Here is a 24,097-nt window from a genome sequence, read left to right on the forward strand (position 1 = left end):
CAAGGCCGCCGCGCGCCTCGGCCCTGGCCGGGCGTGAGCGGCGGACCCTTCATTGAAGAGAAGGTCCGGCAATGAAATTCTCGATCGCGGCGAAATTCAACATCGTCTTCCTGTCCATCTTCGTGGTCGGCTTCGGCGCGGCCAGCGCCGTCACGAACTACCTGCTGCGCGAGAACGCCAGGGAGGAAACCCTGGAAAACGCACGCGTGCTGATGCAGTCCGCACTGGCGGCGCGCAGCTACACGGTGGGCCAGATCGTCCCGCTGCTGGACACCCACCTGAAGTACGAATTCGTGCCGCAATCGATCCCCTCGTATGCCGCCACCGAGCAGCTCGGCCAGCTGCTCAAGCAGTACCCGGACTTCAGCTACAAGGAGGCGACGCTCAACCCCACCAACCTGCGCGACCGCGCCGCCGACTGGGAGGCCGACCTGATCAACACCCTGCGCGCCAAGCCGGCCCTGAACGAGCTGGTGGGCGAGCGCAGCACTTCGGTCGGCCCGGCCCTGTACGTGGCGCGGCCGCTGCAGATCAAGAACGAGGCCTGCCTGCGCTGCCACAGCGTGCCCGACGCCGCGCCCAAGACCATGACCGACATCTACGGCCAGAACAACGGCTTCGGCTGGAAGCACATGGAAATCGTCGGCGCCCAGGTGGTCTCGGTGCCGATGGAGGTGCCGCTGCGGCGCGCGAACGCGATGCTGCGCACCTACATGCTGTCGATGCTCGGCATCTTCGCCTTCCTGTTCGTGGCCCTCAACCTGATGGTGCACTACTTCGTCACGCGCCGCATCACGCGCATGTCGCGCCTGGCCGACCAGGTCAGCCTGGGCCGGTTCAACGACGAGGAGTTCGAGGTCAAGGGCAGCGACGAGCTGTCGACGCTGGCGCGCTCCTTCGCGCGCATGCGCTCCAGCCTGGCCAGCGCGATGAAGATGCTGGACGAGTAAGCGGACGGCGGGCGCATGATCGCACAGCTAGGCAAATACCGGATCGACGGCATCCTGGGCAAGGGCGCGATGGGTGTCGTCTACAAGGCTTTCGACCCATGGATCGAACGGGTGGTCGCGCTCAAGACCATCCGCAAGGAGCTGTTTTCGGAAAAGGAGCAGGCCGACCTGATCGACCGCTTCAAGAACGAGGCCCAGGCCGCGGGGCGCCTGAACCATCCCAACATCGTGACGGTCTATGACTACGGCGAGGATGCCGAGTCGGCGTATATGGCGATGGAGTTCGTCGACGGCGTCGGGCTCGACACCCTGCTGGCGCAGGAGCGCCCCACCGACCTGCCGAACGTGCTGGCCTGGATGGGCGACCTGTTGCACGGTCTGGATTACGCCCACTCGCGTGGCGTGGTGCATCGCGACGTCAAGCCGGCCAACCTGCTGGTCACGCGCGCCGGCCAGGTCAAGATCAGCGACTTCGGCATCGCCCGCATCGAATCCTCGACCCTGACCCAGGCCGGGGCCATGGTCGGTACGCCCAGCTACATGTCGCCCGAACAGTTCCGCGGCGACGCCATCGACGGCCGCTCGGACGTGTTCTCCGCCGGGATCGTGCTTTACCAGCTGCTGACCGGCGCGCGCCCGTTCAGCGGCACGGCCTCGATCGTGATGCAGCAGATCCTGAACGAGGAACCGGCGCCGCCCTCGCGCGTCCTGCCGGCGCTCGGCACGCGCTTCGACGCGCTGCTGGCCAGGGCGATCGCCAAGCCGCCGGAGGCGCGCTACCCGAGCGCGCGCGCCTTCCACGAGGCGCTGCTGGCCGCGGCAAGGAACAGCGAGGCCGATCCGGACGCGACCCGGCTGGCGAACGACGACCGCACCGTGCTGGCGCCCGCCATGCCGGCCATGCCGGCCCCGGCGGCGGCCTTCGAGGGCAGCGGCATCGCCACCATGACCCCGTGGAAGCGCGAAGCCCTGCCGGAAGTCGAGGCCAGCCTGGCGCGCCAGATCGGCCCGATGGCGCGCTTCCTGCTCAAGAAAGTCGCCGACAAGGCCGAGGGCCTGGACCACCTGTCCGAGCTGCTGCTGCCCCACATCCCTTCCGAGGTCGGCCGGGAGCAGTTCGGCCAGGCCCTCGCCCAGATCAGGAAAAAGCTGGACGCCACCGGCACCGGCAGCGGCGCGGCGCGCGCTTCCAGCCAGGTCAGCCAGGTCAGCCTGTCCGGCGCGGCCCGGCCCGGGGTGGCGTCCGCCTTGTCGCGCCCGCCGCGCCCCGAGAGCTTCGACGCCGGCTATGCCGATGCCACCGCCGACAGGCTGGTGGCGATCATCGGCCCGATCGGCCGCGTGGTGGTCAAGCGCGCCATGAAGCAGACCAGCGACAAGCAGGTTTTCCTGCAGCTGCTCGCCGGCCACATCGACAATCCTGGCGAGCGTACGCGCTTCCTCGCGGACGCCGGCGCCAGTTCTTCAACATGACCGGGACCCTGCGATGACGATGCCGATTCCCCTCTCGCCGCCGCGCCTGCACCGCCTGCCAGGCATGCTGGTGGCCGGCGCCACCGACATCGGCCCGGTCCGCAGCAGCAACGAGGACAACTTCCTGCTCGACGAAACGCTCGGGCTGGCGATGCTCGCCGACGGCATGGGCGGCCACGCCGCCGGCGAAGTGGCGAGCGCCGGGGTGCTGACCGAAGTGCGCGCCTACCTGGCGCTGCACGCGCCTCACCTGCCGGCCGCCGACCTCGACACCACCGTGCCGGCCGATCCCGATGCGACCTGGTCGGATCCGGCCGCCGCCGCGGTGCGCCTGCTGCATGCGGCGGTGAGCCACGCCAACGCCAGCCTCTACGGGCAGAACTGCGCGCGCAAACGCGGCGACGGCGACGGCATGGGCGCCACCCTGACCGGCTTCTGGCGCGCTTCCGGCACCGCGCCGCTGGTCGCCTTCCACGTCGGCGACAGCCGCCTGTACCGCCTGCGCGAGGGCGTGCTGGAGCAGCTGACGCGCGACCAGACCCTGTACCAGCAGGCGCTCGAAGCCGGCATGCTGGACCCGCTGCCGCCGCGGAACCTGCTGCTGCAGGCGGTGGGGCCCGCGAGCGCGGTGACGCCGGAGGTGCGCTCGCACCTGGCCGTCGACGGCGATGTGCTGATGCTGTGCAGCGACGGGCTGCACGGGCCCGTGCCGCATGGGGATATCGAAGAGGCGCTGGGCAAGGCGGAGGAGAGTAATCTCGATCAGGTGTGCCGGCGGCTGATCGAGATGGCAGTGGCGTGTGGGGGACGAGACAACATCACCGTGGTAGTCGCGCTGCTGGAAACACCTTGAATCCTGGAGGTCTGCCATGCCAAAACCGCAGGGAACCTATCTGAAAGTGCAAAACAAGGAGCGCATCAGGTGCCGTGCGCTGGAAGCGAACAGGCTGTTCAACCGCAGCCTGGATGACGACATGTCGCGTTACCACGAGGCGCTCGAGCGCGTGTCGGACGAGGAGATCGACGCGTGGAACAGGGACATCGCTGCGATCATCGACGACATCAAGAACAACGAGCCCAGTTCCAGGGAAGACAAGATTCGCAAGCGCGTCGCGAAAGTGTTCGGGGAAGTCCGCAAGATCCTGGAAAAAGCCAAGGACATCAAAAAACTGGAAGCCGGTATCCAGGCCAATCACAAGCCGATTATTTCGGCGCCGGCGCATTTCGAGACGGACGCGACGTTTGCCATCCTTGGGCTGTGCATCGCGATGCTGCATGTGATGGAGGTCTGGATACGTATTCGCGGCAAGACATTAAGCAGGCATTAGACCGGCATATTTCGTGCGCCACAACGACCACTGGAGAGTCCATGAACAACTATCGCACCACCCAATCAGCCTTCGTCTGCACCCCGACCAATCATTTCGACGATCTGACCAGGCTGGAAGACTTCATCAAGAAGTACAAGAGCTTCGGCGGAAAAGTGCCGCCCAACGTCGAAGCCGCGATGGAAGCGGCAAAGACCGGAAGGAACGTTGAAGAATCCCTGAACATCGCCTGCGACGGCATTTTCAAGTTCTACCTCGCAGCGGAAACCCGGTGTGCGCAGAAAGCGGGGTTCTCGAGCCTGGAGGAGATGGCCGTGAAGGGCGGCGAGCGGTGGCAGGACGTGGAACAGATCTACGATCCCTGCATCGTTGCCGTTACCCGCCGGTGGCAGTGGACCAACATCGACTACACGATCAATCCCTTGAACCCGGAATCGGCGCTGCGACAATTCCTGGAAAAATCCGCCGCTCAGGTCGGAGGCATCGTGTCCAAATATGTGAAGAAAAAGGCGTTAAAGCAGTCCAAGCCCTAGACCGGCGCCCAGCGCGTCGACCTCGACGGATGCACAGTTCCTATCCGTCCAGCGCCCGTCGAGCAGGGAAATAAAGGCCGCGGCCGGCGGAAGCCCGCCGCACATGGCCAGGCAGGCCGTCACCAGCGGCGAGCCTATGGTCCACCACGCGCTCCTTCCGGCAAGATCGGCATCGGCCGGGGCCGGCACAGCGTCTCCATCCGCTGGGCGAAGCGCCGTTGCGAAGGGCATGAGCGCAAGCAGCGCGGCATCAAAGCTGTCCAGAGCGAATCCCTCTTCCAGCGTCGATAGCGCCAGCGCCTCGAGCCGCGCAAACCATCCATCGTGCACCGTCAGGCAAGCGCGCATGGACGGCGTCCCATCGATCCCCGCCATCAGCAGCAAGGGAAAACAGCGCCCCACCCGATCATGGCTGGGCATCATCACCCCGGCCCAGGCCTGCTCGCCGCAAACCCCCGCGGCCACCACGAAGCGCCAAATCGGGCTGCTGAGCCACACGGGCAGCCACTCGTCGCCGAGGTCCTCCTTGCTGCGTACCAGCCCGGCCTGCAGCCAGCGGTCGAAGCAGTCCTTCACGGCCGGCGGCAGGCGGCGCCCGACAAAATCGCCGTGGCTGGGCAGCTTGCCGAAAAAACCTACCAGCCCGCTGGACAATGGAAGCCCTCCAGCGTCTCGCGCCGGAACGGGTTGATCACGCTGCTGGCCGTCAGCAGGTAGCTCATCCTGTGGCCGTCGAGCTCGTAGATCAAAGCGAAGCGCTCGGCCTGGCCGGCCGGCTGCAGCACGCCCTTGTCGATCATGCGGAACCAGGCCCACGGCCCTTCGCTGCGCAGGTCGGCACGCAGCGGCGGCGTCGCTTCGAGATGCACCTGGCCGCTGCCCTTGCCGGAGGGGAGCGTGATCTGTACCGGCTGCGCCGGGCTGCCGGCCGCGTAGACCACCTGCTGGCCGTCGATGTCGAGCACCACCTTGGCCAGGACCGGGTCGGCCGCCTGCGGGGTCAGGGTGAAGCGCAGTGAGGGCTGGCGGCCGCCGGCGAAGAACATCTCGCGCACGCGGGCGCCTCGCTGGAACTGGTTCAGCACGTCCTGCGGAATCCCGACCGGGGCGGCGCCGGTATCGCGCCAGCGCCACTGGCTGCCCGACATGTCCACCTGGGCCGCCAGGTTCTTGGTGAAGAAGTCGTCCATCAGGCCGCCCGGGCCGAAGAACTTGCCGAAGTCGTCGGCGGTGATGTCGCGCGAGACGCCGCGCACCAGCGGATAGCGCCCGGCGATCGCATCGGCGCAGAAGCGCGCGCCCTCCGCCGCCCACAGCGCCTTGATGCGCGCACGCTCGCTGCCCAGGGTCAGGTTCGAGCCGGCGCTGTCGACGGTCTGCAGCATGTCGCCCAGCGGCGCCGGCGTGCCTTCGGCGGCGCGCTTGATCTTCGTGAGCGCTTCCCCGCCCGGCGCCGGGGTGCCGGCGCGGCGGGCCTGGTCGGCGGCGTCGAAGAACTGCGAGGCGTCCTTCAGCATGGCCAGCTGGGCGTCCAGCTGGCCGGGCGCGTCCTTGCTGCCGACCAGCTTGTGCAGCGGCAGGAAGTGCAGGTCGACCGGGTTGCTGGTTTCGGCCACCGGCGGCGGCGCTTCGTCGGCGCCGAGCGCCGCCTCCAGCTTCTTGCGCGCGTCGAGCAGCTTGCTGCGCACCGCCTTGTCGAGCGCCACCGCGGCCTTGCCGGCGGCGCCTTCCAGCGTGGTCTCGCGCGACGCGGCGACCAGGAAGGCTTTCAGCGGCGAATCGGCCGCGGCCAGCGCATTGGTGATGCGGGCGCCCTGGTCGAGGCTGGAGAACGGCGCGATGCGCACGTCGGCCAGCAGGGCGTCCCAGGCGCGGATGTAGTCCGCGTAATAGAGCCGCAGGACCGCGGCGTTCATCTGGTCGCCGGTCAGGCCGGCCACCGCGCCTTCGGCTTCGCGGCGGTCGAGCACCCAGCTGTCCTTGGCGATGTCGGCCAGCGCAGCCGGTATTTGCTTGAGCAGCTCGCGGTAGCCGGCCACGCTGTACAGGCCCGGCACGCCGCGCGTCAGCGGCTCGCCGCTCTTGCGCGCCAGCAGCGCGGAGACGTCGCGCCCGGCCGCGCGGTTGACGCTGAACTCGGGCAGCCTGGCCTGCGCCACCTTGCGCTTGAGGCGGTTGTAGACGCGCTCCGGCAGCGGCATCATCGCCAGCGTCGAGCGCACGTTCGAGACCAGGCTGGCGTCCAGCGGCGGCGGATCGGCCGCCACGCCGCCCGAGTCGAGCAAGGCGCCGACGTGGGCCGCCAGCTCGTCGCGCTGCGCGGGCGTGGCCTGCTGCAGGCCGCGGCGCCAGTCCAGGTCCAGCCAGGCCTGCACCGATTCCGGCTCCAGGTGGTTCGGCTGGCCCAGCATCAGGTAGACGCGCAGGGTTTCGTACAACTGCTCCTGGTTGTTGGCGTCGCCGCGGCGCAGGACCTCTTCCAGGCGCGCCATCACCTGCGGCAGCAGGGCCGAGCGCAAGAGACGCTGGTAGGCCAGTTGCGCGCCGGCGCCCAGCTTCTCGCTCTGGTTCAGGCCGAAGCGGCTCAGCAGCGGCGTGCCCGCCTCGCGCTCCTCGTAACCGCCGGGCAGCTTGCGCGCCGCGTTCAGCATGGGCAGCGCGTCGAGCACGGTGCCGTTGGCCGGCGCCTCCTTCACCAGCCGGGCCAGCTCGGCGCTGCGCGCGTCGACCTCTCTGACGGTGCGCTGGTTGCGCACATAGCTGGTGGCCAGCGCGGCGCCGAACAGCAGCACCGCCAGCACCGCGGCGATGGCGCCGGCCCAGCGCAGCAGGCGCTGGCGGCGTTCGACGTTCGGGTCGATGCCGGCCAGCCCGGCTTCCTTGAAGATCAGGTCGCGCAGCAGGCCGGTGATGAAGTAGCTGCGCCCGCTGACGGCGTTCGGCGGCAGCAGCTTGCGGTCGAGGCCGAAGGTCGCGGCGAGTGCGCCCATCACGCGGTCGATCGGGTTGCCTTCCTGGGTGCCGCTGGTGAAGTAGACGCCGCGCAGCTGCGCGCCCTGCTCGTAGCGGGTCGGCTCGAACACGGCGTCGAGGAAGCCCTTCAGCACCTCGCCCAGGCCGGCGAACTGCTGCGGGAAGCGGTACAGCAGGGCGCGGCGCTGGAGGTCGCGCTCCTCCTGCAGGCGGCCCAGCACGCGCGCCTGCAGGCGCTGCTCGAGTTCCAGGAAGCGCGCCGGGAACTCGGCCAGCGCGGTGGCGGCGTTGCGGCCCGGCCCCTGGCCGAAGGTCAGGCCCCACACCTGGGCGCGCTCCTCGCGGCCGAAGGTGTCGAAATACTCCATGAAGCCGGCCAGCAGGTCGCACTTGGTGACCGTCACGTAGATCGGGAAAGTGCTGCCCAGGCGTTCGTGCAGTTCCTTGATGCGCGCACGGATCGCCGCCGCCTGCGCCTGGCGCGCCGCAGGCCCCTGCTGCAGCAGGTCGGCCACGCTCAGCGCGACGATGATGCCGTTGATCGGACGGCGCGGCCGGTACTTCTTGAGCAGGCCGAGGAAGCCATGCCAGCCGGCCTGGTCGACCTCCGCATCGCTGTCCTGGGTGGTGTAGCGCCCGGCCGTGTCGAGCAGCACGGCATCGTCGGTGAACCACCAGTCGCACTGGCGGGTGCCGCCGACGCCGCCGATGGCGCCCGGCCCCAGCGCCTCGGCCAGCGGGAAGCGCAGGCCGGAATGCAGCAGGGTCGTGGTCTTGCCGCTGCCGGGCGCGCCGACGAACATGTACCAGGGCAGCTGGTAGAGGTACTGGCTGCCCCAGCCGCGCTTGCCCGGCGCCGCCTTGCGCAGCACCTCCAGCGCCTGCTTCATGCGCTGCTGCAGGGCCAGCTGTTCCTGCAGCGCTTCCGGCGCACCGCCGGCCGCGCCCTGGGCCGCGGGCGCGTTCGCCGCCGCCACGCCCGCCATCAGGCGCCGGTTGGCCAGATGGGCCTTCAGGGCCTTCCAGCCGTACCAGGCGGCCCAGGCGCCGAACATCAGGAGGACGATGGTCCAGCGCACGCCGCTGCCGGCAAACGGCTCCTTGCCGTCGAAAGCCAGCAGCGGCGCCTCGAACCAGAACACCAGCGACAGGAAGGCCACGCCGATGAAGGCCAGCACCGGACGCTTGAACAGCCAGGAAAACAGTTTTTTCATGTCGGAGCCCCTCAGGACGCGCTGGCCGGCGCCAGCACCACCACGTCGACGCGGCGGTTGCGCGCCCGCGCGCCCGGACTGTCGTTCGGCACCAGCGGCTCGGTGTCGCCGCGCGCTTCGACGCTGTAGCGCGACGGCGGACCGGCGCGCTGGGCCAGCGCCGCCATCACGCTCTGCGCGCGCGCCTTGGACAGGTCGTAGTTGGACGGATAGCGCGCCGACAGGCCGGGCCGGGTATTGTCGGTATGGCCGATCACGATGACCTTGCCCGGCAGGGGCGCCAGGGCCTCGCCGATCCGCCCCAGCAGGCCGGTGAGGCCCGGGTTGACCTCGGCGCTGCCGGATTCGAACATGCCTTCGCCACGGATCGTGATGGTGGTGCGGCCGGCGTTTTCGGTCACCGTCACCAGGCCTTTCGCCACCTCGGGCGCCAGGAAGCCCGCGGTCCTGGATGGCGTGGCCGGCGCCGGCGCCGCGGCGCGGACGGGCACGGCGGGACCCTCCTGGCGCAGGGCCGAGAGCGCGGCGAACACCGGATCGGAGGCGCGGTTGAGGAAGCTGGAAGCCAGCAGCTGCCCCACCACCAGCAGCACGCAGGCGGTAGCCGCGAGCACCCACAAAGGCGTGCGGCGCAGCGGCGAGGCAAGGGGAGCGGCCTCGCCCCGCCAGTGCGGCGAGAGGTCGGTCTCGACCGGCCCGCGGTGCTGGCGAATCAGCTGCAGCAGCCGTTCGCGCAGTGTCGCCAGCTGCGACTGGCCCTGCTCGGCCATGCGGAAGCGCCCTTCCAGGCCGAGCGCCAGGCACAGGTACATCAGTTCGAGCAAGTCGAGGTGGCGCGCGGGGTCCTCGCTCAGGCGCTGCAGCACCAGGAAGAATTTCTCGCCGCCGAAGGCCTCGTTGTGGAAGGCCACCAGCAGGCTGCGCGAACCCCACACGCCGCTGCCCCAGGCGGTGCCGGCAATCGCTTCGTCGAGCAGGGTGCACAAGGCGTAACGCGCGGCGGCAATCTGCTCGGCCGGCGCCCCGCCCTCGCGCGCTTCGGTTTCGAAAGTGCGGATCGCCAGCGCCAGCCGTTCGCGCAGCTGGCCCAGGTCGGGCGGCTGCACCGTATGGCGCAGCGGCACCACCAGGTCGAGCAGCGGATTGGCGGCGCGCACCAGCGGATTCAGGCCGCTGCCGGGCGGGACGCTGTGGACCGGTATCGCCGCTTCCGGCGGCGGCGCCGATGCGGGAACGGGCGCAGCCGCCGCGGCCGCCGCGGCGGAACGGCGCCCGCCGGGGTTCAGCACCAGCATGGTCGCTTCCGGGTCCGGCGGCTTGGGGCTATCCGGCGTGCTCATGGCTTCTTACCTCCTGATGGCCCAGAACTGCATCTGCAGGCCCGGGAAATCGCCGGCCACGTGCATCGCGAAGCCGGCCGACTGGTGCAACTGCTGGAAATACTCGCTGCCGCTGTCGAGTTCGAAGTAGGTATAGCCGGCATAGAAAGGCAGCTGGCGCGGCGCCACCGGCAGCGGCCGCAGGCCGATGCCGGGGAGCTGCAGGTTGACCAGGTTGCGGATCTGCTCCACCGAGCCGATCTTGACCTGGGCCGGGAAGCCGCCGCGCAGGACTTCCGGCGGCATGTGCGCATTCACCGCCAGCACGAAAGTGGCCGAGCGCAGCAGCTCGCGGTCCGGCACCACCGCCACCCGGATGCCGAACTGGCGCTCGTCGAGCGGGATCGGCACGGCCTGGGTGTCCATCACCACCGACAGCGCGCGGCGCAGGTCGGCGATCACCGGGGCGAAGCTCTCGGCCAGCTGGTCGTGGCGGTAGGCCGGATAGGCAGCGCAGCGCTTGCCGGGATCGGTGAAGGTGGCCAGTTCGCCGGCCAGCGACACCAGCGCCTGGTACAGGGTCTCGGGATGCACGCCGCTGGCGCCGGCCAGGTGGATCGCCAGCGGCTCGACGCGGTTGAGCAGCTGCAGCAGCAGGAAGTCCTGGATCTCGGCGACGCCGGTGGCGCCGGGCTGCGACAGGCGCGCGGCCAGCAGGTCGCCGCGCTGGTGCAGCAGGCCGACCAGCTCGTCGGCGAAGGCCGCAAGGCGCGGCGCGGCGCGGAAGTCCAGGCACGGCGCGCTGTAGTCGGGATCCAGCACCAGGCGGTCGTCGGCGCGGCGCTCGACCACCCGCGCCACGCCCAGGGTCGCATACGCGTTCGCCACTTCGGGCGCCAGCGCCAGGCGCAGGCGCAGCTTGCCGACCTGGAGCAGCGCGCTGTTGTCGAGGCCATTGCTGTCCCAGACTTCGTAGTCGGCGGTACGGTGGCGCGCGAAACTGTCGGCAGCCTCGCCGTTCGCCACTTCGGCGATGCCATGGCGGCGCAACGGCAGCGCCAGCACCACCGGGACGTTACGGGCGTCCGCCGGGATGTCGAGCGGCGGCGGCAGCTCGTCGTCGGCCGGCAGCATGAAGGGCGTACCGTCGGGCAGCACCCCGCTGCAGGAGCGCAGGGCGAGCTTGCCCAGCGCGAGCTGGTGCTCGTCGAACTTCAGTTCCGAAAAGCCCCAGCTATAGGGCCGCAGCGCGGCGACCCGGCTTTCAAGCTGGCTTTGCCAGTAGCGGTCGTGCTGCTGCAGGTGCTGCGGCTGCAGCAGCATGCCTTCGGACCAGACCACCTTGTTCTTCCACGCCATAGACTGTTCTTCCCTTTATTGTCGTGCGCTGCGCAGGCGCGCCACCTGCTCTTCGTAAGCCTCGGAGAATTTTTCGCCATACAGGCGCTGCAGGTCGTCGTCGGCCTCGCGTGCGATTTCTCCGTACAGTTCGACCAGCCGGTCCCACATCTTGGCCTTGCGGCCGGAGGACAGCATCTTGTCCATCACCGTCGGTTCCGCCAGGCGCGCCTCGATCCGGGCCGGGTCGAAGCGCTCCAGCACCGCCGACAGGGCCGCGCGCATGCCGGCGATGACCGCCAGTTCGTGCGCGCGCAAGTCGTCGAAGGCGCCGGCCATGGCTTCCACCGGCGGCATGTAACCGGGCAGGTTCGAGGTCAGCATCTGCGTCAGCGCGCCATGCGCATTCGGGAAGAACTTCAGCGGATTGTTGGCGCGCACCGACAGCATGGTCATCTCGATCCGGCTTTCCTTCTTGGTGGCGGCGCGCGCCATCAGCACGTCGATGGTGCCGGCGGTGGCTTCGCGCAGCATGGCGCCGACGGTCTCCGCGATCTCGACCGGCGGGCGCTGCAGCTTCAGGTCGGGCAGGCCGAGGCCGCGCAGCAGCGCCGCCAGCTTGTCGCTGTCGGAGGCCACGGCCACCGGCGCCGCGGCGGCGGGCGCCGCCTGCAGGGCCGGCGCCGCCAGGGCCGCCGCCAGCGGCGCGGCCTGGGCCGTCACCGGCGGCGCCACCGGTATCGTGGCCGCCGGCGCAAACGCGGCCGGCGCCGAGGCCACCGTGGCCGTCCCGGCAGCCGCCGACGGGAAGAAATCGGCCAGCGGATCGTAATCGTTGGGGATCGCGAACATGCCCGGCCTGGGCGCGGTCGCCGGCTGCACGGCCGGTCCCGGCAGCGCGGCGCTGCGCGGCATGGCCGCCAGTTCCGGCGACACGTGGTCGCTCTCGGCGGCGCGCGGCGGGTGGCTGGCGCCGGGCGCCGGCGCGAACAGGTTCAGGCCGAGCGGATCGGCCGTGCCGCGCTGCTGTCCGGGGGCGACGTCGAGGATGCTGGCGCCGGCCAGCGGGTCGAGAAAGGCCGGCGCGGCGCCGGCAAACTGCGCTGCCGCCGGCGCCTGGCCCTGGGAACGCGGCACGGTTGCAGGCTGGGCCTGCAGGCTGTCCAGCGGCGGCAGCTGCGGCGGGGCCGCGGGCGGCGGCGGCTCGAACAGCGGCAGCGCAGGGTTGTTGGCGGGCGCCGGCGCCAGCAGCGGCGCGGCTGCCGTCGCATCGACCACCGCCTGCAGCAGGTAGTCGCCGATCAGCACCCGGTCGCCATGGGCCAGCGCCACCTGCTTGCCCTTGCCCAGCGGCCGGTCGTTGACGACGCTGGCATTGCTGCCCATGTCCTCGAGCACGAAGGCGCCGTCCTGCACCAGCACCCGCGCGTGCACGCGCGAGATGTACTTGCTCGGGTCGTCCAGGACCAGGGCATTTTCAAGAGAGCGGCCGATGCTGCCGCCCTCGGCGCCGAAGGCCACGGCCGGCGCCGGCGGCACCGGCTGGTTACGGTAGGTCAGGATTCGTAATGTCAGCTGCATCGCATCGCTTCAGGTTTTCAGTTGATCTGCACCAGGGAACCGCCTATCGTCATCACGCCGCCCGCCTTTATCTCCATCATCGCGCCCGCCCTCACCTTGGCATTGGCGTCGGCGGCGATCTCGATCTCGGGCGACTTGACCGTGATCTTGGCCGCCTCGATCTTGATGCTGCTGCCGCCCACTTTCAGTTCGATCGAGGTGCCCGCTTCGATGACGATGGTGGTGGCGACCTTGACCGCCTGCTTGCCGTCGATCTTCACGGTCTGGTCGTGGCCGATGGTGAGCGCCTGGTCGTTCTTGATGGCTATGGTCTGGTCGCCCTTGTCGGCGGTCTCGAAGCCGACCTTCAGCACGTCGTCGTTCTTCACCACGCGCAGGAAATCGCGCTCGGCGTGCATGAACACTTCCTCGCTGCCCTTCTTGTCCTCGAAGCGCAACTCGTTGAAACCCTCGCCCTGCTTCGAGGAGCGGCTCTTGACCGTCGACCTGGTCTGGTTGGCCGGCAGCTCGTAGGGCGGCATCGCATCCGAGTTGTACAGGCAGCCGGTGACCAGCGGCCGGTCGGGATCGCCCTCGAGGAAGCTGACCACCACCTCCATGCCGATCCGCGGCAGGCTCATGGCGCCCCAGCCCTTGCCGGCCCAGCCCTGGGCCACGCGCACCCAGCAGGAACTGTTCTCGTCGCTCTGCCCCACCCGGTCCCAGTGGAACTGGACCTTGATCCGGCCGTACTTGTCGGTCCAGATCTCCTCGCCGGCCTTGCCGACCACCATCGCGGTCTGCGGTCCGCGCACCACCGGCCGCGCGATGACGTACAGCGGCCGGTAGGGATGCTCCTTGCCGATCGCCGCGATCCGGCACTTGAATTCGAAGCCGCCGGCGCCGCTTTCGTACTGGTTGCCGACCAGGTCGTAATGGGCGGCGGTGACCAGGTAGTCGCGGTTCTGGTCGTCGCGCGGATGGTCGGCCAGCGTGAACAGGCCGCCCGGATACAGGCCGCGCGCGTTGGTGAGGGCATCGATCCGTTCGCACTGCCCGTGCAGGCTTTCGATGCGCGCGCGCGCCAGCGCGTTGCCGGCGCCGGACACGCTGTAGTCGCCGGGATAATCGAACATCTCGTAGGCGGCCTGGCTGAAGCCGGCCGCCACGTTGGCGGTGGACAGCAGGCCGCCGCTGATGCAGTTTGCGGTCTTCTCGAAATCGAAGTCGTTCAGCACGACCTTGCTGCTGGCGATCTCGCCGCCGGTGGTCCACTCGGACACGCTCTCGTCGGCCCAGTCGCCGCCGCGCTGGGCGCGCGCGAACTTCAGGCCGCCGTAGCCCGGAATCGCCTGGTGGGCGCCGTAGGAATCGGCCAGCACCATCGTGTGCTTGTCGGCGTCGTGGGTGAAATAGAAATAGATGCCGGCTTCCTCGAGCAGCCGGCAGACGAAGTCGAAGTCGGTCTCGCGGTACTGCACGCAGTAGGGCATCGGCGCATATTCGCCGCTGAGCGAGGACGCCGACAGCGACACCACGCCGCCATAGGCCTCGCACACTTCCTTGACGATGTCGGTGACGCTCTTGTCCTGGAAGATGCGGCAGTTCGAAGCGCGCGTGAGCAGCCACAGCCAGGGGTGGACGGTCGCCTCGTAGGTAGCGTACGCGCCCCGCCAGCCGGTGCCGCGGAAGCGCGTGACGATGCCGTTGAAGTAGCGGACATCGCCATCGGGACTGGTGCTCAGTTCGACGGTCAGCGGCTTGCCGAGGACGTCGGCGATCTTGACGTCGCCGTCCTCCGACAGCAGGCTGACCGTGAATACGGAGAGGCGGCCGAGTTCTTCCGCGCCGCTCATGCCGGCGAACAGCAGGACGTCTTCCGCCAGTGCGGTCTTGACGCGTGCTTCGCGGTGCGCTTGGATGGCATCCATAGGAGTTCCGGTTCTTCCTTCGGTTCAGGGAATCATGGTCTTGACGGTGCCGGACGAGCTGAATCCGATCACGCCGCCCCAGTTGCACATGCACTTCGAAACGTTGTCCAGCGCCGGCATGTTCGCGATCAGCACGGTCGGCGCGCCGGTCACCCAGGGCGCGCTGGTGGCGGGGATGCAGGGCATGGGCGTCAGCACCCCCATGGCCGCCGCGGTGGCCGAGGCCACCGCCGGATTGGCGATCGAGGTGCAGACGCCGAAGGGCGTGATGTTCACGATCGGCACGTGGTCCATGATGTTGGCGGCCGGCGGGCCCTCGCACAGCACCTTGTTCTTGGGCAGGACGACCAGCGGCGCCGGCGCCGCCCCGAAGCTGCAGGTCATCATCGCGCCCATCGACACCTGATTCGGCATGATCGTCTCCCTCCTTTTTCAGAAGCGGTAATCGAAGGCGCCGTCGGCCACGCCCACTTCCACGCGCTCGGCCGTCCTGCCTTCCATCATCCGCGTCAGGAATTCGCGGCTCATGTCGGGCAGCATGGTATTCGTGAGAATGGCGTCGATCATGCGCCCGCCGGACTCGCTCTCGGTGCAGCGCGACACCACCAGCCTGACCACCTCCTCCGAATAGGTGAAGGGGATCTTGTAGCGCGCTTCGACGCGCTTCTTGATGCGGTTCAGCTGCAGGCGCACGATCTTGCCCAGCATCTCGTCGGACAGCGGGTAGTAGGGAATCGTCACCAGGCGGCCCAGCAGCGCCGGCGGGAACACCTTCAGCAGCGGCTCGCGCAAGGCCTTGGCCATGCCTTCCGGATCCGGCATCAGGTCCGGGTCCTTGCACAGGCCCGCGATCAGCTCGGTGCCGGCATTCGTGGTCAGGATGATCAGGGTATTCTTGAAGTCGATGAAGCGCCCTTCCCCGTCTTCCATGAAGCCCTTGTCGAAGACCTGGAAGAAGATCTCGTGCACGTCCGGGTGGGCCTTCTCGACCTCGTCCAGGAGCACCACCGAATACGGCTTGCGGCGCACCGCCTCGGTCAGCACCCCGCCCTCGCCGTAGCCGACATAGCCGGGCGGCGCACCCTTCAGCGTCGACACCGTGTGCGCTTCCTGGTACTCGCTCATGTTGATGGTGATGAGATTCTGCTCGCCGCCATACAGCGCCTCGGCCAGCGCCAGCGCGGTCTCGGTCTTGCCCACGCCCGAGGTCCCGGCCAGCATGAACACCCCGATCGGCTTGCCCGGGTTGTCCAGGCCCGCGCGCGAGGTCTGGATGCGCTTGGCGATCATCTCCATCGCGTGGTCCTGGCCGATCACGCGCTCGGACAAAGTCGCCGCGATGTTGAGGATGGTCTCCATCTCGTTCTTCGCCATCCGGCCGACCGGAATGCCGGTCCAGTCGCCGACCACGCTGGCCACCGCCTGGTAATCCACGGTCGGCAGGATCAGCGGGTCCTCGCCCTGCAGCGCGCTCAGTTCCGCCTGCACCTCCTTCAGGCGCGCCATCAGGTCGGCGCGCTGTTCGGCGCTCATGCCCGGGGCCGCCGGCGCGGCCGCTGCTTCCAGCTTGCTGCCGGTGCCTTCGACCGGATTGGCGCCGTCGCGCAGCTGGGCGCGCAGGCCCAGCAGCTGGTCGACCAGCGCGCGCTCGGCGTCCCAGCGCTGCTCCAGGCCCTCCAGGCGGGTGCGTTCGGCGCCCAGCAGGTCGTTGGCCTCGCTGGCGCGCTTGCCGGTGTCGATGCCGATCGCGCCTTCGCGGCCGATGATCGCCAGTTCCGTCTCCAGCGCCTCGATGCGCTTGCGGCTGTCGTCGACCTCGGCCGGGGTGGCGTGCAGGCTCACCGCCACGCGCGCGCAGGCGGTGTCGATCAGGCTGACCGCCTTGTCGGGCAGCTGGCGCGCCGGGATGTAGCGGTGGCTGAGCCGCACGGCGGCTTCCAGCGCCTCGTCGAGGATCTGCACCTTGTGGTGCTTTTCCATGGTCGAGGCGACCCCGCGCATCATCAGGATCGCCTTGTCCTCGCCCGGCTCGTCCACCTGGATGCTCTGGAAGCGGCGGGTCAGCGCCGGGTCCTTTTCGATGTGCTTCTTGTACTCGGCAAAGGTGGTGGCGCCGATCGTGCGCAGGGTGCCGCGCGCCAGCGCCGGCTTCAGCAGGTTGGCGGCGTCGCCGGTGCCGGCCGCGCCGCCGGCGCCGACCAGGGTGTGGGTCTCGTCGATGAACAGGATGATCGGTTTGCTGGACGCCTGGACCTCGTCGATGACGGAGCGCAGGCGCTGCTCGAACTCGCCCTTCATGCTGGCGCCGGCCTGCAGCAGGCCGACGTCGAGCGTGCGCAGTTCCACGTCCTTGAGGCTGGGCGGCACGTCGCCGCGCGCGATGCGCTGGGCGAAGCCCTCCACCACCGCGGTCTTGCCGACGCCGGCCTCGCCGATCATGATCGGGTTGTTCTGGCGGCGCCGCATCAGGATGTCGACCATCTGGCGGATCTCGTCGTCGCGGCCGACGATCGGGTCCATCTTGCCGCCGCGCGCCTGTTCGGTCAGGTCGACCGTGAACTTCTTGAGCGCTTCCTGCTTGCCCATCGCGGCCGGGGCGATCGCGCCGCTGGCCTCGCCGGGCGCCGCGCCGCCGCCGGTGAAGCCGTCGGTGGCGGTCATGGCCGCTTCGGGCGAGGCCGCCAGCAAGCGCGCGAAATTGTCGCTCAGGTGTTCCAGCTTGATGCGCTCGAACTGCTTCGACATGCCGTACAGGGCATTGCGCAGGCCGGTGGTCTTGAGCATGCCGATCACCAGGTGGCCGGAGCGGATCTGCGATTCGCCGAACATCAGGGTGCCATAGACCCAGGCCCGCTCGACCGATTCCTCGAGCTGCGAAGAGAGGTCGGTGACGGAGCTGGCGCCGCGCGGCAGGCGGTCGAGCGCCGCCGTCAGGTCGCGCGCCAGGGCCGCCGCGTCGAGCTCGTACTGCCTGACGATGCGGACCAGGTCGGAGTCCTGCAGCTGCAGGATCTGGTGCAGCCAGTGCACGATCTCGACATAAGGATTCCCGCGCAGCTTGCAGAACACGGTGCTGCTCTCGACCGCGCGGTAGCACAGGCTGTTCAACTTTCCAAACAATGCAACACGACTGATGTCGGCCATGATCGTCCTTTAAGGTTGGAGTTCGATGCTGCTGCGGCTGATACGCATCTGGTCCGGGTCGCGGCTCGCCTCCGCGCTGGCCAGCCAGGTGCTCCAGCCGATCCGGGTGGGGCCGCCGAGACGCAGTCCCGGCCGCTCGGTTTTCTTCAGGATCAGGCGTACTTCCCAATCGAGCGCCAGGCCGCAGTACATCCTGACCCAGGCCAGCAGGCGCTTGAGGCTGTCGCCGCCGGGCAAGAAGCGGCGATAATCGTCGTAGCCGAGCGGGCCGATCACGATGCGGAAGCGGTTCTGGCTGTCCCATACCTTGCGGCCCAGGACCAGCGAGCTGCCCAGGCGGCTGCCCTCGCCGGCCAGGCCGATCCGGCTCTGGACCTCGTCCGGCAGCGCCATCCAGTGGCCGACGAACTGCTCGATCTGCAGCGGCAGCTGGAAGTACTCGCGCAGGATGGTGGCCAGGCCCGAGGCCGGACGCGCGCGGTTGGCCAGCAGGCCGGCGAAGTGCAGCTTGGCGAAGTCGCCGATCTCGTCGCGCTCGCGCAGGGCCGGGGCGCCGATCCCGAACATGCTGCCGACGAAGCTGGAAAAACGGTCGCCGTCGGCGCGGTCCAGGCTGACGACCGGCTCGGCGTTCGCGCGCGCCCGGTAGAACAGCGACAGCATGCGGTGGTGGAACACGTCGAGGAAGGCCATCAGGGTCGGGTCGCCGCCATGGCGCAGGCGGTCGCGCACGTATTCCGTGAGGTGGGTCGGCAGCGGGCCGTTGGCGCCGAGCAGGCCGAAGAAATTCACCGCCAGCCGCGCCCGCGCCTCCGGGCCGGTGCGCCGGTAGGCTTCCAGCGCCGCCTCATGAAAGGACAGCGAGGGGTCCTGGCCGAGGCGCAGCGCGTCGTCGCGCGGGCGCAGCGAAGTGCCGATGCGCGGCAGTTCCGGGTGCGCGTTCTCGACCAGGCGCAGCACCTGGAAGAAATCCATGCGCGCCGCGTTCCGTTCCAGCTCGGCGTCCAGCGCTACAGGATCGCGCATGTGCCTCCCCTTGCCGGCCAGCGCATGATGGCGCCGCGGGTCGGCGTGCGCACCACGGTCTCGGTGAACGAGTTGATCGACACGTATTCGGCGAAGAACTCGGCCAGAACAGCACCTAACAGGAACGCGCCGCTGCCTTCGAAGGCGGCGTCGTCGAGCGTGACGCTGATCTCGATGCCGCGGCCGAAGGTGATCGGGCCCGGCGAGGGCATGCGCCGGGTGACCGGGCGCGAAGCAATCGAGCGCACCCCTTCCACCTGGCGCTGTCCGTAGGCGTCGGCCGGATGGCAGTACAGCGCCAGCATCTCGCGCAGCGCGACCGCGCCCTGCACCGGATCGGTGTCGAGCAGCGACAGGTAGTTCAGCGACAGGTGGTTGAGCAGGCGCCAGGCGGCGCTGCCTTCGGCGAACGAGGGCTGCGGCTGGCTCGGGCCGGCGACGCAGCGCACGGCGAGCACCGGCGCCCCGGCGTCGAGGATGAAATCGGTCTTGCCGTTCCCGAGCGGCATGGAAAGCGGCAGGTCGCGGTTGGTGCACCAGACCGTCAGGCCGAGCTGGCGCAGCTCGCTGCTGTAGGGCGCGCGGCCGGCGTCGACGATGGCGATGAAGGTCTCGCTGCCGATGTAGCTGGAGCGCGGCCCTTCGCGCCGCTGGCGCTGCGACAGCACGCGCTGCTCGCGCCGGACCTGGAAATAAGCCTGGTCCTGGCCGGGCGCGCCGAGGTCGCGCGCCGTGTAGAAGGGCCGGAACGGCTGCTCCGAACCGGGGCCGCTGCCGTAGCCGGTCACCGATTCGACCTGGAACACTTCATAGTCCATCGGCCGCGTGCGGTCGACCAGCACGTGGTATTCGAGCTGCTCGCCGGTCAGGTTGATGCGGTCGGCGCGGCGCTCGAACAGGTTGATGACGGGCGTGCAGTGCAGCGCGAAGTGGCGGCTGTCGAGCGACTTTTCGAGCTGCGGGTCGGCGCGGTTCAGCAGCACCGTCAGCTCGACCTCCTTGTCGGCGCAGTGGCGCAGGGCCGCCTGCAGGCCGCCCAGCTCGACGAACTGGTAGCGCTGCGGGAAGGCGAAGTATTCCTGCAGCAGGCGGTAGCCGGCGAAGGTACGGCCGCGGCCCGGCAGCAGCGCGTCCTCCTCGGCAAAGCCGCGCGCCTGCAAGCTGGTCTTCGGCAGCAGGCGGTGCCAGGCGGCCGGGCGCGCCACCGGCGTCACCAGCACGCCCTCGATGCTGCCGAGCAGCAGCTCGTAGATCCGGACCGGCATCGCGTCGGCGCCGCGCAGGTGCAGGCACAGGCGGTCGAGCGGCAGCTCGCGGAAGGATGCGGCGGTGGTCCGCAGCCGCAGCTTGATGCCGGCCTTGACCGCCGGCGGACAGCTGATGCCGCCTTCGGCGCCGGCAATGGTGACGAATCTGGCCTCGACCAGCTCGACCGGCCACAGGGTCAGGTCATGGGCGCTGCGGTACTCGCAGGCGGTATTGTCGTCCTTGCCCAGCAGGCTGCGCATGGCGCTGCCGCGTTTCACCAGGAAGCCCTTCTGCAGGGCCGGATTCGACAGGTCGGGCTGCAGCTGCACCACCGCCATCGAGGGCGTCGGCGCCAGGAACTGTGGATAGACCAGCTCGGACAGGTGCTGGGTGAAGCGCGGGAATTCGGCGTCGATCTTCATCTGCACGCGCGCCGCCAGGAAGCTGAAGCCTTCCAGCAGCCGCTCGACGTAGGGATCGGCGCACTCGAAACCGTCCAGGCCCAGGCGACCGGCGATCTTGGGATAGTCCTGGGCGAACTCGCCGCCCATCTCGCGCAGGTGCTGCAGCTCCTGGCTGTAGTAACGCAGGAAGCGCGGGTTCATGCCTCGCCCCTGGCGCCGGCGTCCGCCAGCGTGACGGCGCCGCGCTCCAGATCGAGCTCGGTCCGCAGGTACAGCCGCTCCGGATACGGCTGGGCCCACATGTCGGCCTCGATCTCGAAGGTGATCTTGTTGTGGTCGGCGCCGCCGTCGGGCAGCGCCCGCACCTTGACGGTGGCGCGGATCAGGCGCGGCTCGAAGTCCCAGATCGCCTGGCGGATGGCGCGTTCCAGCTTGCCCGGATTGATGTTGGAGATCGAGTTGCCGGACAGGTCGGGCACGCCGTAGTTCAGCACCGAATTGGCCACCTGCGGCAGGCGCGGCGCGTCGAGCGCGGACAGCAGCGCGGTGGTGTTGAACAGCCAGCCCAGGTCGCGCAGCACGCCTTCGCGCAGCGCGCGCAGCGACAGCACGCGGCGCTCGCGCGGCTCGGCCTTGTTATCCGGCTCTTCGTCGGTCAGGCGGTCGAGCAGCGAGGGCTGCAGCCGCTCGCGTGGCGCCAGGTCAGCCATTGTCCGCACCGTCTCCATCGAACACGATTTCGCGCACATTCATCAGCGGATGGTCGCCGGCGTCGCTGACCAGCATGCGCTGGCCGCAGACCTCCCCGCCTATCCATTCGGTGCGGCGCGCCAGCAGCAGGGCGTCAATGGCCGTGGCGACCGTGCCGCTGTAGCGCGTCGGAATCAGGCCGACGCCGGTGGCGCCGTTGGTCCAGGTGAAGCTGGCGGGCGTCCACACCGTATCGCGCAGGTCGGTGGGCGGGTCCAGCTCGATGCGCCGGATGCGGGACAGCGGGATCCAGAAGTAGCGGCCGTTGACGACGGCCTCGAGCACGGGGCCGAGGCGCTGGTCGGCGTCGGCCAGCCAGGCGAAGGGCGCGCCGTCGATCGCGCCGCTGGATGCCGGCGCGGCCTCGAAGGCCTGCTCGCGCGCGGCGGCGGCGCGGGCCGGGTCGGTGGCGTCGTGCTGCAGCGCGTCGGCCAGCTGGGCCAGCCAGGGTTCGGGCTCGCCGAAGATCAGCGGCGCGCGCAAGCCGGCAAAGATGTCGGCGCGCAGGGCTTCGCACTGGATCGCCGGGCCGTAGGTATTCACCATCGGCAGGGTGGCGGCGTCGAGTTCGCCGGCCACGTTCAACTGGTTCAGCGCCCTGCTCCACTGGCCCATCACGGCCAGCAACTGGAACAGGAAGATGCGCAACTTGACATCGGCCGCATCCTTGCGCACCGCATCCTGCAGTGCGGCCAGCGCGGCGCCGGGCTTCCCTTCACGAACAAGCTGTTGCGCGAGCATGCATGGTCTCCTCGGCCTGGTTGGGATGCGCGCCTTTGCCGCGAGCGGCGCGGCAAAAGCGTTCGCATATAGGGCTTGGACTCGGGTTCAGGCCACGTTGCCGTGGTTTTCGGCGATATCCCAGGTGAAGGTCTTGTCGCCGGCAACGGTGCCCTTGCTGTCCTGCGGCGTGTAGGCGAAGCTGACCTTGCCGAAGTTGAGCGTGACGTTTTCGGTCAGGCGGTCCTCACCGCCGCTGCCGCCGGTCGAGATCGAGGTCACCAGCACTTCTTCCATCGTGATCAGGATGTACTTCTGCTGTCCCTCGCCGGCCTTGCGGACCAGCAGCGTGCACTTCGGCAGGTGGCTGCCCTTGGCCAGCGCGTTCATCAGCGCGTTCGACGAGCTGTCGATGTACTTGGTGAAGGACAGGTCCTGGAAGTTGGCCTTGCCGGCGCCGCCGCCGCCGCCGGTGTGGGTGGTGCCCGATTGGCTCATCCCCCAGCTCCAGGCGAGGATGTCGATCTTGTCCTTGTTTTCCTTGTCGCGCGACTCGCCCTTGATCGCACCCATGTCGACGAACATATCTAATGCCATGTCACTCTCCGGTTATTGCCGGGCGCCTCGGCCCGGCATGGTTGCACACCTCCGCGCGGGCGGCCCACCCGCCCGCGCGGCACAAATCCGAACCTTCAGGCCTTCGCCGACGGCAGCTTGGACACCAGCCGCAGCGACACCGTTAGTCCTTCGAGCTGGTAATGCGGCCGCAGGAAGAATTTCGAGGTGTAATAGCCTGGGTTGCCCTCGATCTCCTCGAGCACGACCTCGGCCGCGGCCAGCGGTTTCCTGGCCTTGGTCGACTCGCTCGAGCTGGCCGGGTCGCCGTCGACGTACTGCATGATCCACTTGGTCAGCCAGCGCTGCATCTCGTCTTTTTCCTTGAAGGAGCCGAGCTTGTCGCGCACGATGCACTTCAGGTAGTGCGCGAAGCGCGTGGTCGCGAACAGGTAAGGCAGGCGCGCCGCCAGGTTGGCGTTGGCGGTGGCGTCCGGGTCGTCGTACTCGGCCGGCTTGTGCAGGGACTGGGCGCCGATGAAGGCGGCGAAGTCGGTATTCTTCTTGTGCACCAGCGGCATGAAGCCGTTCGCGGCCAGCTCGGCCTCGCGCCGGTCCGAGATGGCGATCTCGGTCGGGCATTGCATGTCGACGCCGCCGTCGTCGGTCGGGAAGGAATGCACCGGCAGTCCTTCGACCGCGCCGCCCGATTCGATGCCGCGGATCCGCGAGCACCAGCCGTATTCCTTGAACGAGCGGTTGATGTTGACTGCCATCGCATAGGCCGCATTGGCCCAGGCGTAGTTCTTGCTGCCCGGCGCCGAGGTGTCTTCCTCGAAGTCGAAGGCTTCCACCGGGTCGGTGCGGCTGCCATAGGGCTGGCGCGCCAGGAAGCGCGGCATGGCCAGCGCCACGTAGCGCGAATCCTCGGACTCGCGGAAGGAGCGCCAGGCGGCGTGTTCCGGGGTCTGGAAGATCTTGGTCAGGTCGCGCGGATTGGCCAGCTCCTGCCACGATTCCATCAGCATCACCGAGGGCGCGGCGCCGGCAATGAAAGGCGCATGGGCCGCGGCCGCCACCTTCGACATCGAGCTCAGCAGCTCGACGTCGGGCGCGCTGTTGTCGAAGTAGTAGTCGGCCACGATGGCGCCATAGGGCTCGCCGCCGAACTGGCCGTACTCCTCCTCGTACATCTTCTTGAACAACGGGCTCTGGTCCCAGGCCGTGCCCTTGAACTTCTTGAGGGTCTTGCCGAGGTCGTTCTTCGAGATGTTCAGCACCCGGATCTTCAGCATCTCGTCGGTTTCGGTGTTGTTGACCAGGTAGTGCAAGCCGCGCCAGGCTCCTTCGAGCTTCTGGAACTCGGGGGTGTGCATGATCAGGTTGATCTGGTCGGTCAGCTTCTTGTCGAGGGCGGCGATCAGGCTTTCGATCGTCCCCAGCACGTCGCCGGAGATGACCTTGCTGTCCTTGAGCGCGACCTCCGCCAGCGTGCGCACCGCGGACTCGACCGACTCCTTGGCCTTGTCCGACTGCGGTTTGAATTCCTTTTGCAGCAGGCTGCCGAAGTCGCTTGCTTCGAGTGTGCCGCCTTCCTGTTCCATCCGTTCCTGTAGTTCAGCCATCGTCGT

19 protein-coding genes are annotated in these 24,097 nt (G+C 68.9%); 5 read left to right on the forward strand and 14 right to left on the reverse strand.

Features of this window, described 5'->3' with window-relative positions:
- The first annotated feature begins 71 nt into the window (after positions 1–71).
- From ACFPO9_RS09610 to ACFPO9_RS09630, 5 genes are read left to right on the forward strand one after another with little or no spacing between them, the layout of a single operon-like run.
- Positions 72–950 carry a Tll0287-like domain-containing protein gene (locus ACFPO9_RS09610; protein ID WP_379769928.1) on the forward strand — a complete coding sequence of 293 codons (879 nt, stop codon included), beginning with the start codon at positions 72–74 and terminating at the stop codon, positions 948–950.
- A gap of 15 nt (positions 951–965) precedes the next feature.
- A complete protein-coding gene (locus ACFPO9_RS09615) occupies positions 966–2,423 on the forward strand; it encodes a serine/threonine-protein kinase (RefSeq protein WP_379769931.1) in 1,458 nt (485 codons plus the stop codon).
- 19 nt (positions 2,424–2,442) lie between these two features.
- Positions 2,443–3,276, forward strand: a complete 834-nt coding sequence (locus ACFPO9_RS09620) for a PP2C family protein-serine/threonine phosphatase (RefSeq protein ID WP_379769933.1) — start codon at positions 2,443–2,445, stop codon at positions 3,274–3,276.
- 16 nt (positions 3,277–3,292) lie between these two features.
- Positions 3,293–3,751, forward strand: a complete 459-nt coding sequence (locus ACFPO9_RS09625; RefSeq protein WP_379769934.1) for a hypothetical protein — start codon at positions 3,293–3,295, stop codon at positions 3,749–3,751.
- Positions 3,752–3,792: 41 nt separating this feature from the next.
- On the forward strand, positions 3,793–4,284 hold the full coding sequence (locus ACFPO9_RS09630; RefSeq protein WP_379769937.1) for a hypothetical protein: 492 nt from the start codon (positions 3,793–3,795) through the stop codon (positions 4,282–4,284).
- Here ACFPO9_RS09630 and tagF read toward each other — a convergent pair.
- From tagF to tssC, 14 genes are all read right to left on the reverse strand, one after another.
- Positions 4,264–4,938 carry a type VI secretion system-associated protein TagF gene (tagF, locus tag ACFPO9_RS09635; protein ID WP_379769939.1) on the reverse strand — a complete coding sequence of 225 codons (675 nt, stop codon included), beginning with the start codon at positions 4,936–4,938 and terminating at the stop codon, positions 4,264–4,266. The genes ACFPO9_RS09630 and tagF overlap by 21 nt on opposite strands.
- Positions 4,920–8,471 carry a type VI secretion system membrane subunit TssM gene (tssM, locus tag ACFPO9_RS09640; RefSeq protein ID WP_379769942.1) on the reverse strand — a complete coding sequence of 1,184 codons (3,552 nt, stop codon included), beginning with the start codon at positions 8,469–8,471 and terminating at the stop codon, positions 4,920–4,922. The genes tagF and tssM overlap by 19 nt, the downstream gene beginning before the upstream one ends.
- 11 nt (positions 8,472–8,482) lie before the next feature.
- Positions 8,483–9,811 carry a type IVB secretion system protein IcmH/DotU gene (gene icmH, locus ACFPO9_RS09645; protein ID WP_379769944.1) on the reverse strand — a complete coding sequence of 443 codons (1,329 nt, stop codon included), beginning with the start codon at positions 9,809–9,811 and terminating at the stop codon, positions 8,483–8,485.
- 6 nt (positions 9,812–9,817) lie between these two features.
- Complete coding sequence (tssK, locus tag ACFPO9_RS09650; RefSeq protein ID WP_379769946.1) at positions 9,818–11,149, reverse strand: type VI secretion system baseplate subunit TssK; 1,332 nt, start codon at positions 11,147–11,149, stop codon at positions 9,818–9,820.
- A 15-nt stretch (positions 11,150–11,164) separates the two neighbouring features.
- Positions 11,165–12,709 carry a type VI secretion system-associated FHA domain protein TagH gene (gene tagH, locus ACFPO9_RS09655; RefSeq protein ID WP_379769948.1) on the reverse strand — a complete coding sequence of 515 codons (1,545 nt, stop codon included), beginning with the start codon at positions 12,707–12,709 and terminating at the stop codon, positions 11,165–11,167.
- A gap of 17 nt (positions 12,710–12,726) precedes the next feature.
- The gene (locus ACFPO9_RS09660) at positions 12,727–14,619 is read right to left on the reverse strand and encodes a type VI secretion system Vgr family protein (RefSeq protein WP_379769950.1); all 1,893 of its coding nucleotides are present in this window, start codon (positions 14,617–14,619) and stop codon (positions 12,727–12,729) included.
- A 24-nt stretch (positions 14,620–14,643) separates the two neighbouring features.
- Positions 14,644–15,033, reverse strand: a complete 390-nt coding sequence (locus ACFPO9_RS09665; RefSeq protein WP_379769953.1) for a DUF4280 domain-containing protein — start codon at positions 15,031–15,033, stop codon at positions 14,644–14,646.
- An 18-nt stretch (positions 15,034–15,051) separates the two neighbouring features.
- Positions 15,052–17,763, reverse strand: a complete 2,712-nt coding sequence (gene tssH / locus ACFPO9_RS09670; protein ID WP_379769956.1) for a type VI secretion system ATPase TssH — start codon at positions 17,761–17,763, stop codon at positions 15,052–15,054.
- Between the two features lie 9 nt (positions 17,764–17,772).
- Positions 17,773–18,789: a type VI secretion system baseplate subunit TssG gene (gene tssG / locus ACFPO9_RS09675; protein WP_379769958.1), complete on the reverse strand. Its 1,017-nt coding sequence runs from the start codon at positions 18,787–18,789 to the stop codon at positions 17,773–17,775.
- Positions 18,774–20,642: a type VI secretion system baseplate subunit TssF gene (gene tssF / locus ACFPO9_RS09680; protein ID WP_379769960.1), complete on the reverse strand. Its 1,869-nt coding sequence runs from the start codon at positions 20,640–20,642 to the stop codon at positions 18,774–18,776. The genes tssG and tssF overlap by 16 nt, the downstream gene beginning before the upstream one ends.
- A complete protein-coding gene (gene tssE, locus ACFPO9_RS09685; RefSeq protein WP_379769962.1) occupies positions 20,639–21,151 on the reverse strand; it encodes a type VI secretion system baseplate subunit TssE in 513 nt (170 codons plus the stop codon). The genes tssF and tssE overlap by 4 nt, the downstream gene beginning before the upstream one ends.
- Positions 21,144–21,932: a type VI secretion system accessory protein TagJ gene (locus ACFPO9_RS09690; RefSeq protein WP_379769964.1), complete on the reverse strand. Its 789-nt coding sequence runs from the start codon at positions 21,930–21,932 to the stop codon at positions 21,144–21,146. Before ACFPO9_RS09690 ends, tssE begins: the two co-directional genes overlap by 8 nt.
- Before the next feature lie 87 nt (positions 21,933–22,019).
- Positions 22,020–22,508 (reverse strand): Hcp family type VI secretion system effector, encoded by a 489-nt coding sequence (locus ACFPO9_RS09695; RefSeq protein ID WP_379769967.1) that lies wholly within the window; start codon positions 22,506–22,508, stop codon positions 22,020–22,022.
- 95 nt (positions 22,509–22,603) lie between these two features.
- Entirely contained in the window at positions 22,604–24,091 is a 1,488-nt protein-coding gene (gene tssC, locus ACFPO9_RS09700; RefSeq protein ID WP_379769969.1) for a type VI secretion system contractile sheath large subunit, read from the reverse strand.
- Positions 24,092–24,097: the final 6 nt, after the last annotated feature.

It is taken from the genome of Massilia aerilata (genome assembly GCF_042656905.1).
GTDB lineage: Bacteria > Pseudomonadota > Gammaproteobacteria > Burkholderiales > Burkholderiaceae_D > Telluria > Telluria aerilata.

Coding starts and splice junctions, on each gene's coding strand:
- ACFPO9_RS09630 (WP_379769937.1), top strand. CDS start 3,793: ATGAACAACTATCGCACCACCCAATCAGCCTTCGTCTGCACCCCGACC.
- tssK (WP_379769946.1), bottom strand. CDS start 11,149: ATGGCGTGGAAGAACAAGGTGGTCTGGTCCGAAGGCATGCTGCTGCAG.
- tssG (WP_379769958.1), bottom strand. CDS start 18,789: ATGCGCGATCCTGTAGCGCTGGACGCCGAGCTGGAACGGAACGCGGCG.
- tssE (WP_379769962.1), bottom strand. CDS start 21,151: ATGGCTGACCTGGCGCCACGCGAGCGGCTGCAGCCCTCGCTGCTCGAC.
- ACFPO9_RS09660 (WP_379769950.1), bottom strand. CDS start 14,619: ATGGATGCCATCCAAGCGCACCGCGAAGCACGCGTCAAGACCGCACTG.
- tagH (WP_379769948.1), bottom strand. CDS start 12,709: ATGCAGCTGACATTACGAATCCTGACCTACCGTAACCAGCCGGTGCCG.
- tssF (WP_379769960.1), bottom strand. CDS start 20,642: ATGAACCCGCGCTTCCTGCGTTACTACAGCCAGGAGCTGCAGCACCTG.
- tssC (WP_379769969.1), bottom strand. CDS start 24,091: ATGGCTGAACTACAGGAACGGATGGAACAGGAAGGCGGCACACTCGAA.
- ACFPO9_RS09690 (WP_379769964.1), bottom strand. CDS start 21,932: ATGCTCGCGCAACAGCTTGTTCGTGAAGGGAAGCCCGGCGCCGCGCTG.
- icmH (WP_379769944.1), bottom strand. CDS start 9,811: ATGAGCACGCCGGATAGCCCCAAGCCGCCGGACCCGGAAGCGACCATG.
- tssM (WP_379769942.1), bottom strand. CDS start 8,471: ATGAAAAAACTGTTTTCCTGGCTGTTCAAGCGTCCGGTGCTGGCCTTC.
- ACFPO9_RS09620 (WP_379769933.1), top strand. CDS start 2,443: ATGCCGATTCCCCTCTCGCCGCCGCGCCTGCACCGCCTGCCAGGCATG.
- tssH (WP_379769956.1), bottom strand. CDS start 17,763: ATGGCCGACATCAGTCGTGTTGCATTGTTTGGAAAGTTGAACAGCCTG.
- ACFPO9_RS09610 (WP_379769928.1), top strand. CDS start 72: ATGAAATTCTCGATCGCGGCGAAATTCAACATCGTCTTCCTGTCCATC.
- ACFPO9_RS09615 (WP_379769931.1), top strand. CDS start 966: ATGATCGCACAGCTAGGCAAATACCGGATCGACGGCATCCTGGGCAAG.
- ACFPO9_RS09695 (WP_379769967.1), bottom strand. CDS start 22,508: ATGGCATTAGATATGTTCGTCGACATGGGTGCGATCAAGGGCGAGTCG.
- ACFPO9_RS09665 (WP_379769953.1), bottom strand. CDS start 15,033: ATGCCGAATCAGGTGTCGATGGGCGCGATGATGACCTGCAGCTTCGGG.
- ACFPO9_RS09625 (WP_379769934.1), top strand. CDS start 3,293: ATGCCAAAACCGCAGGGAACCTATCTGAAAGTGCAAAACAAGGAGCGC.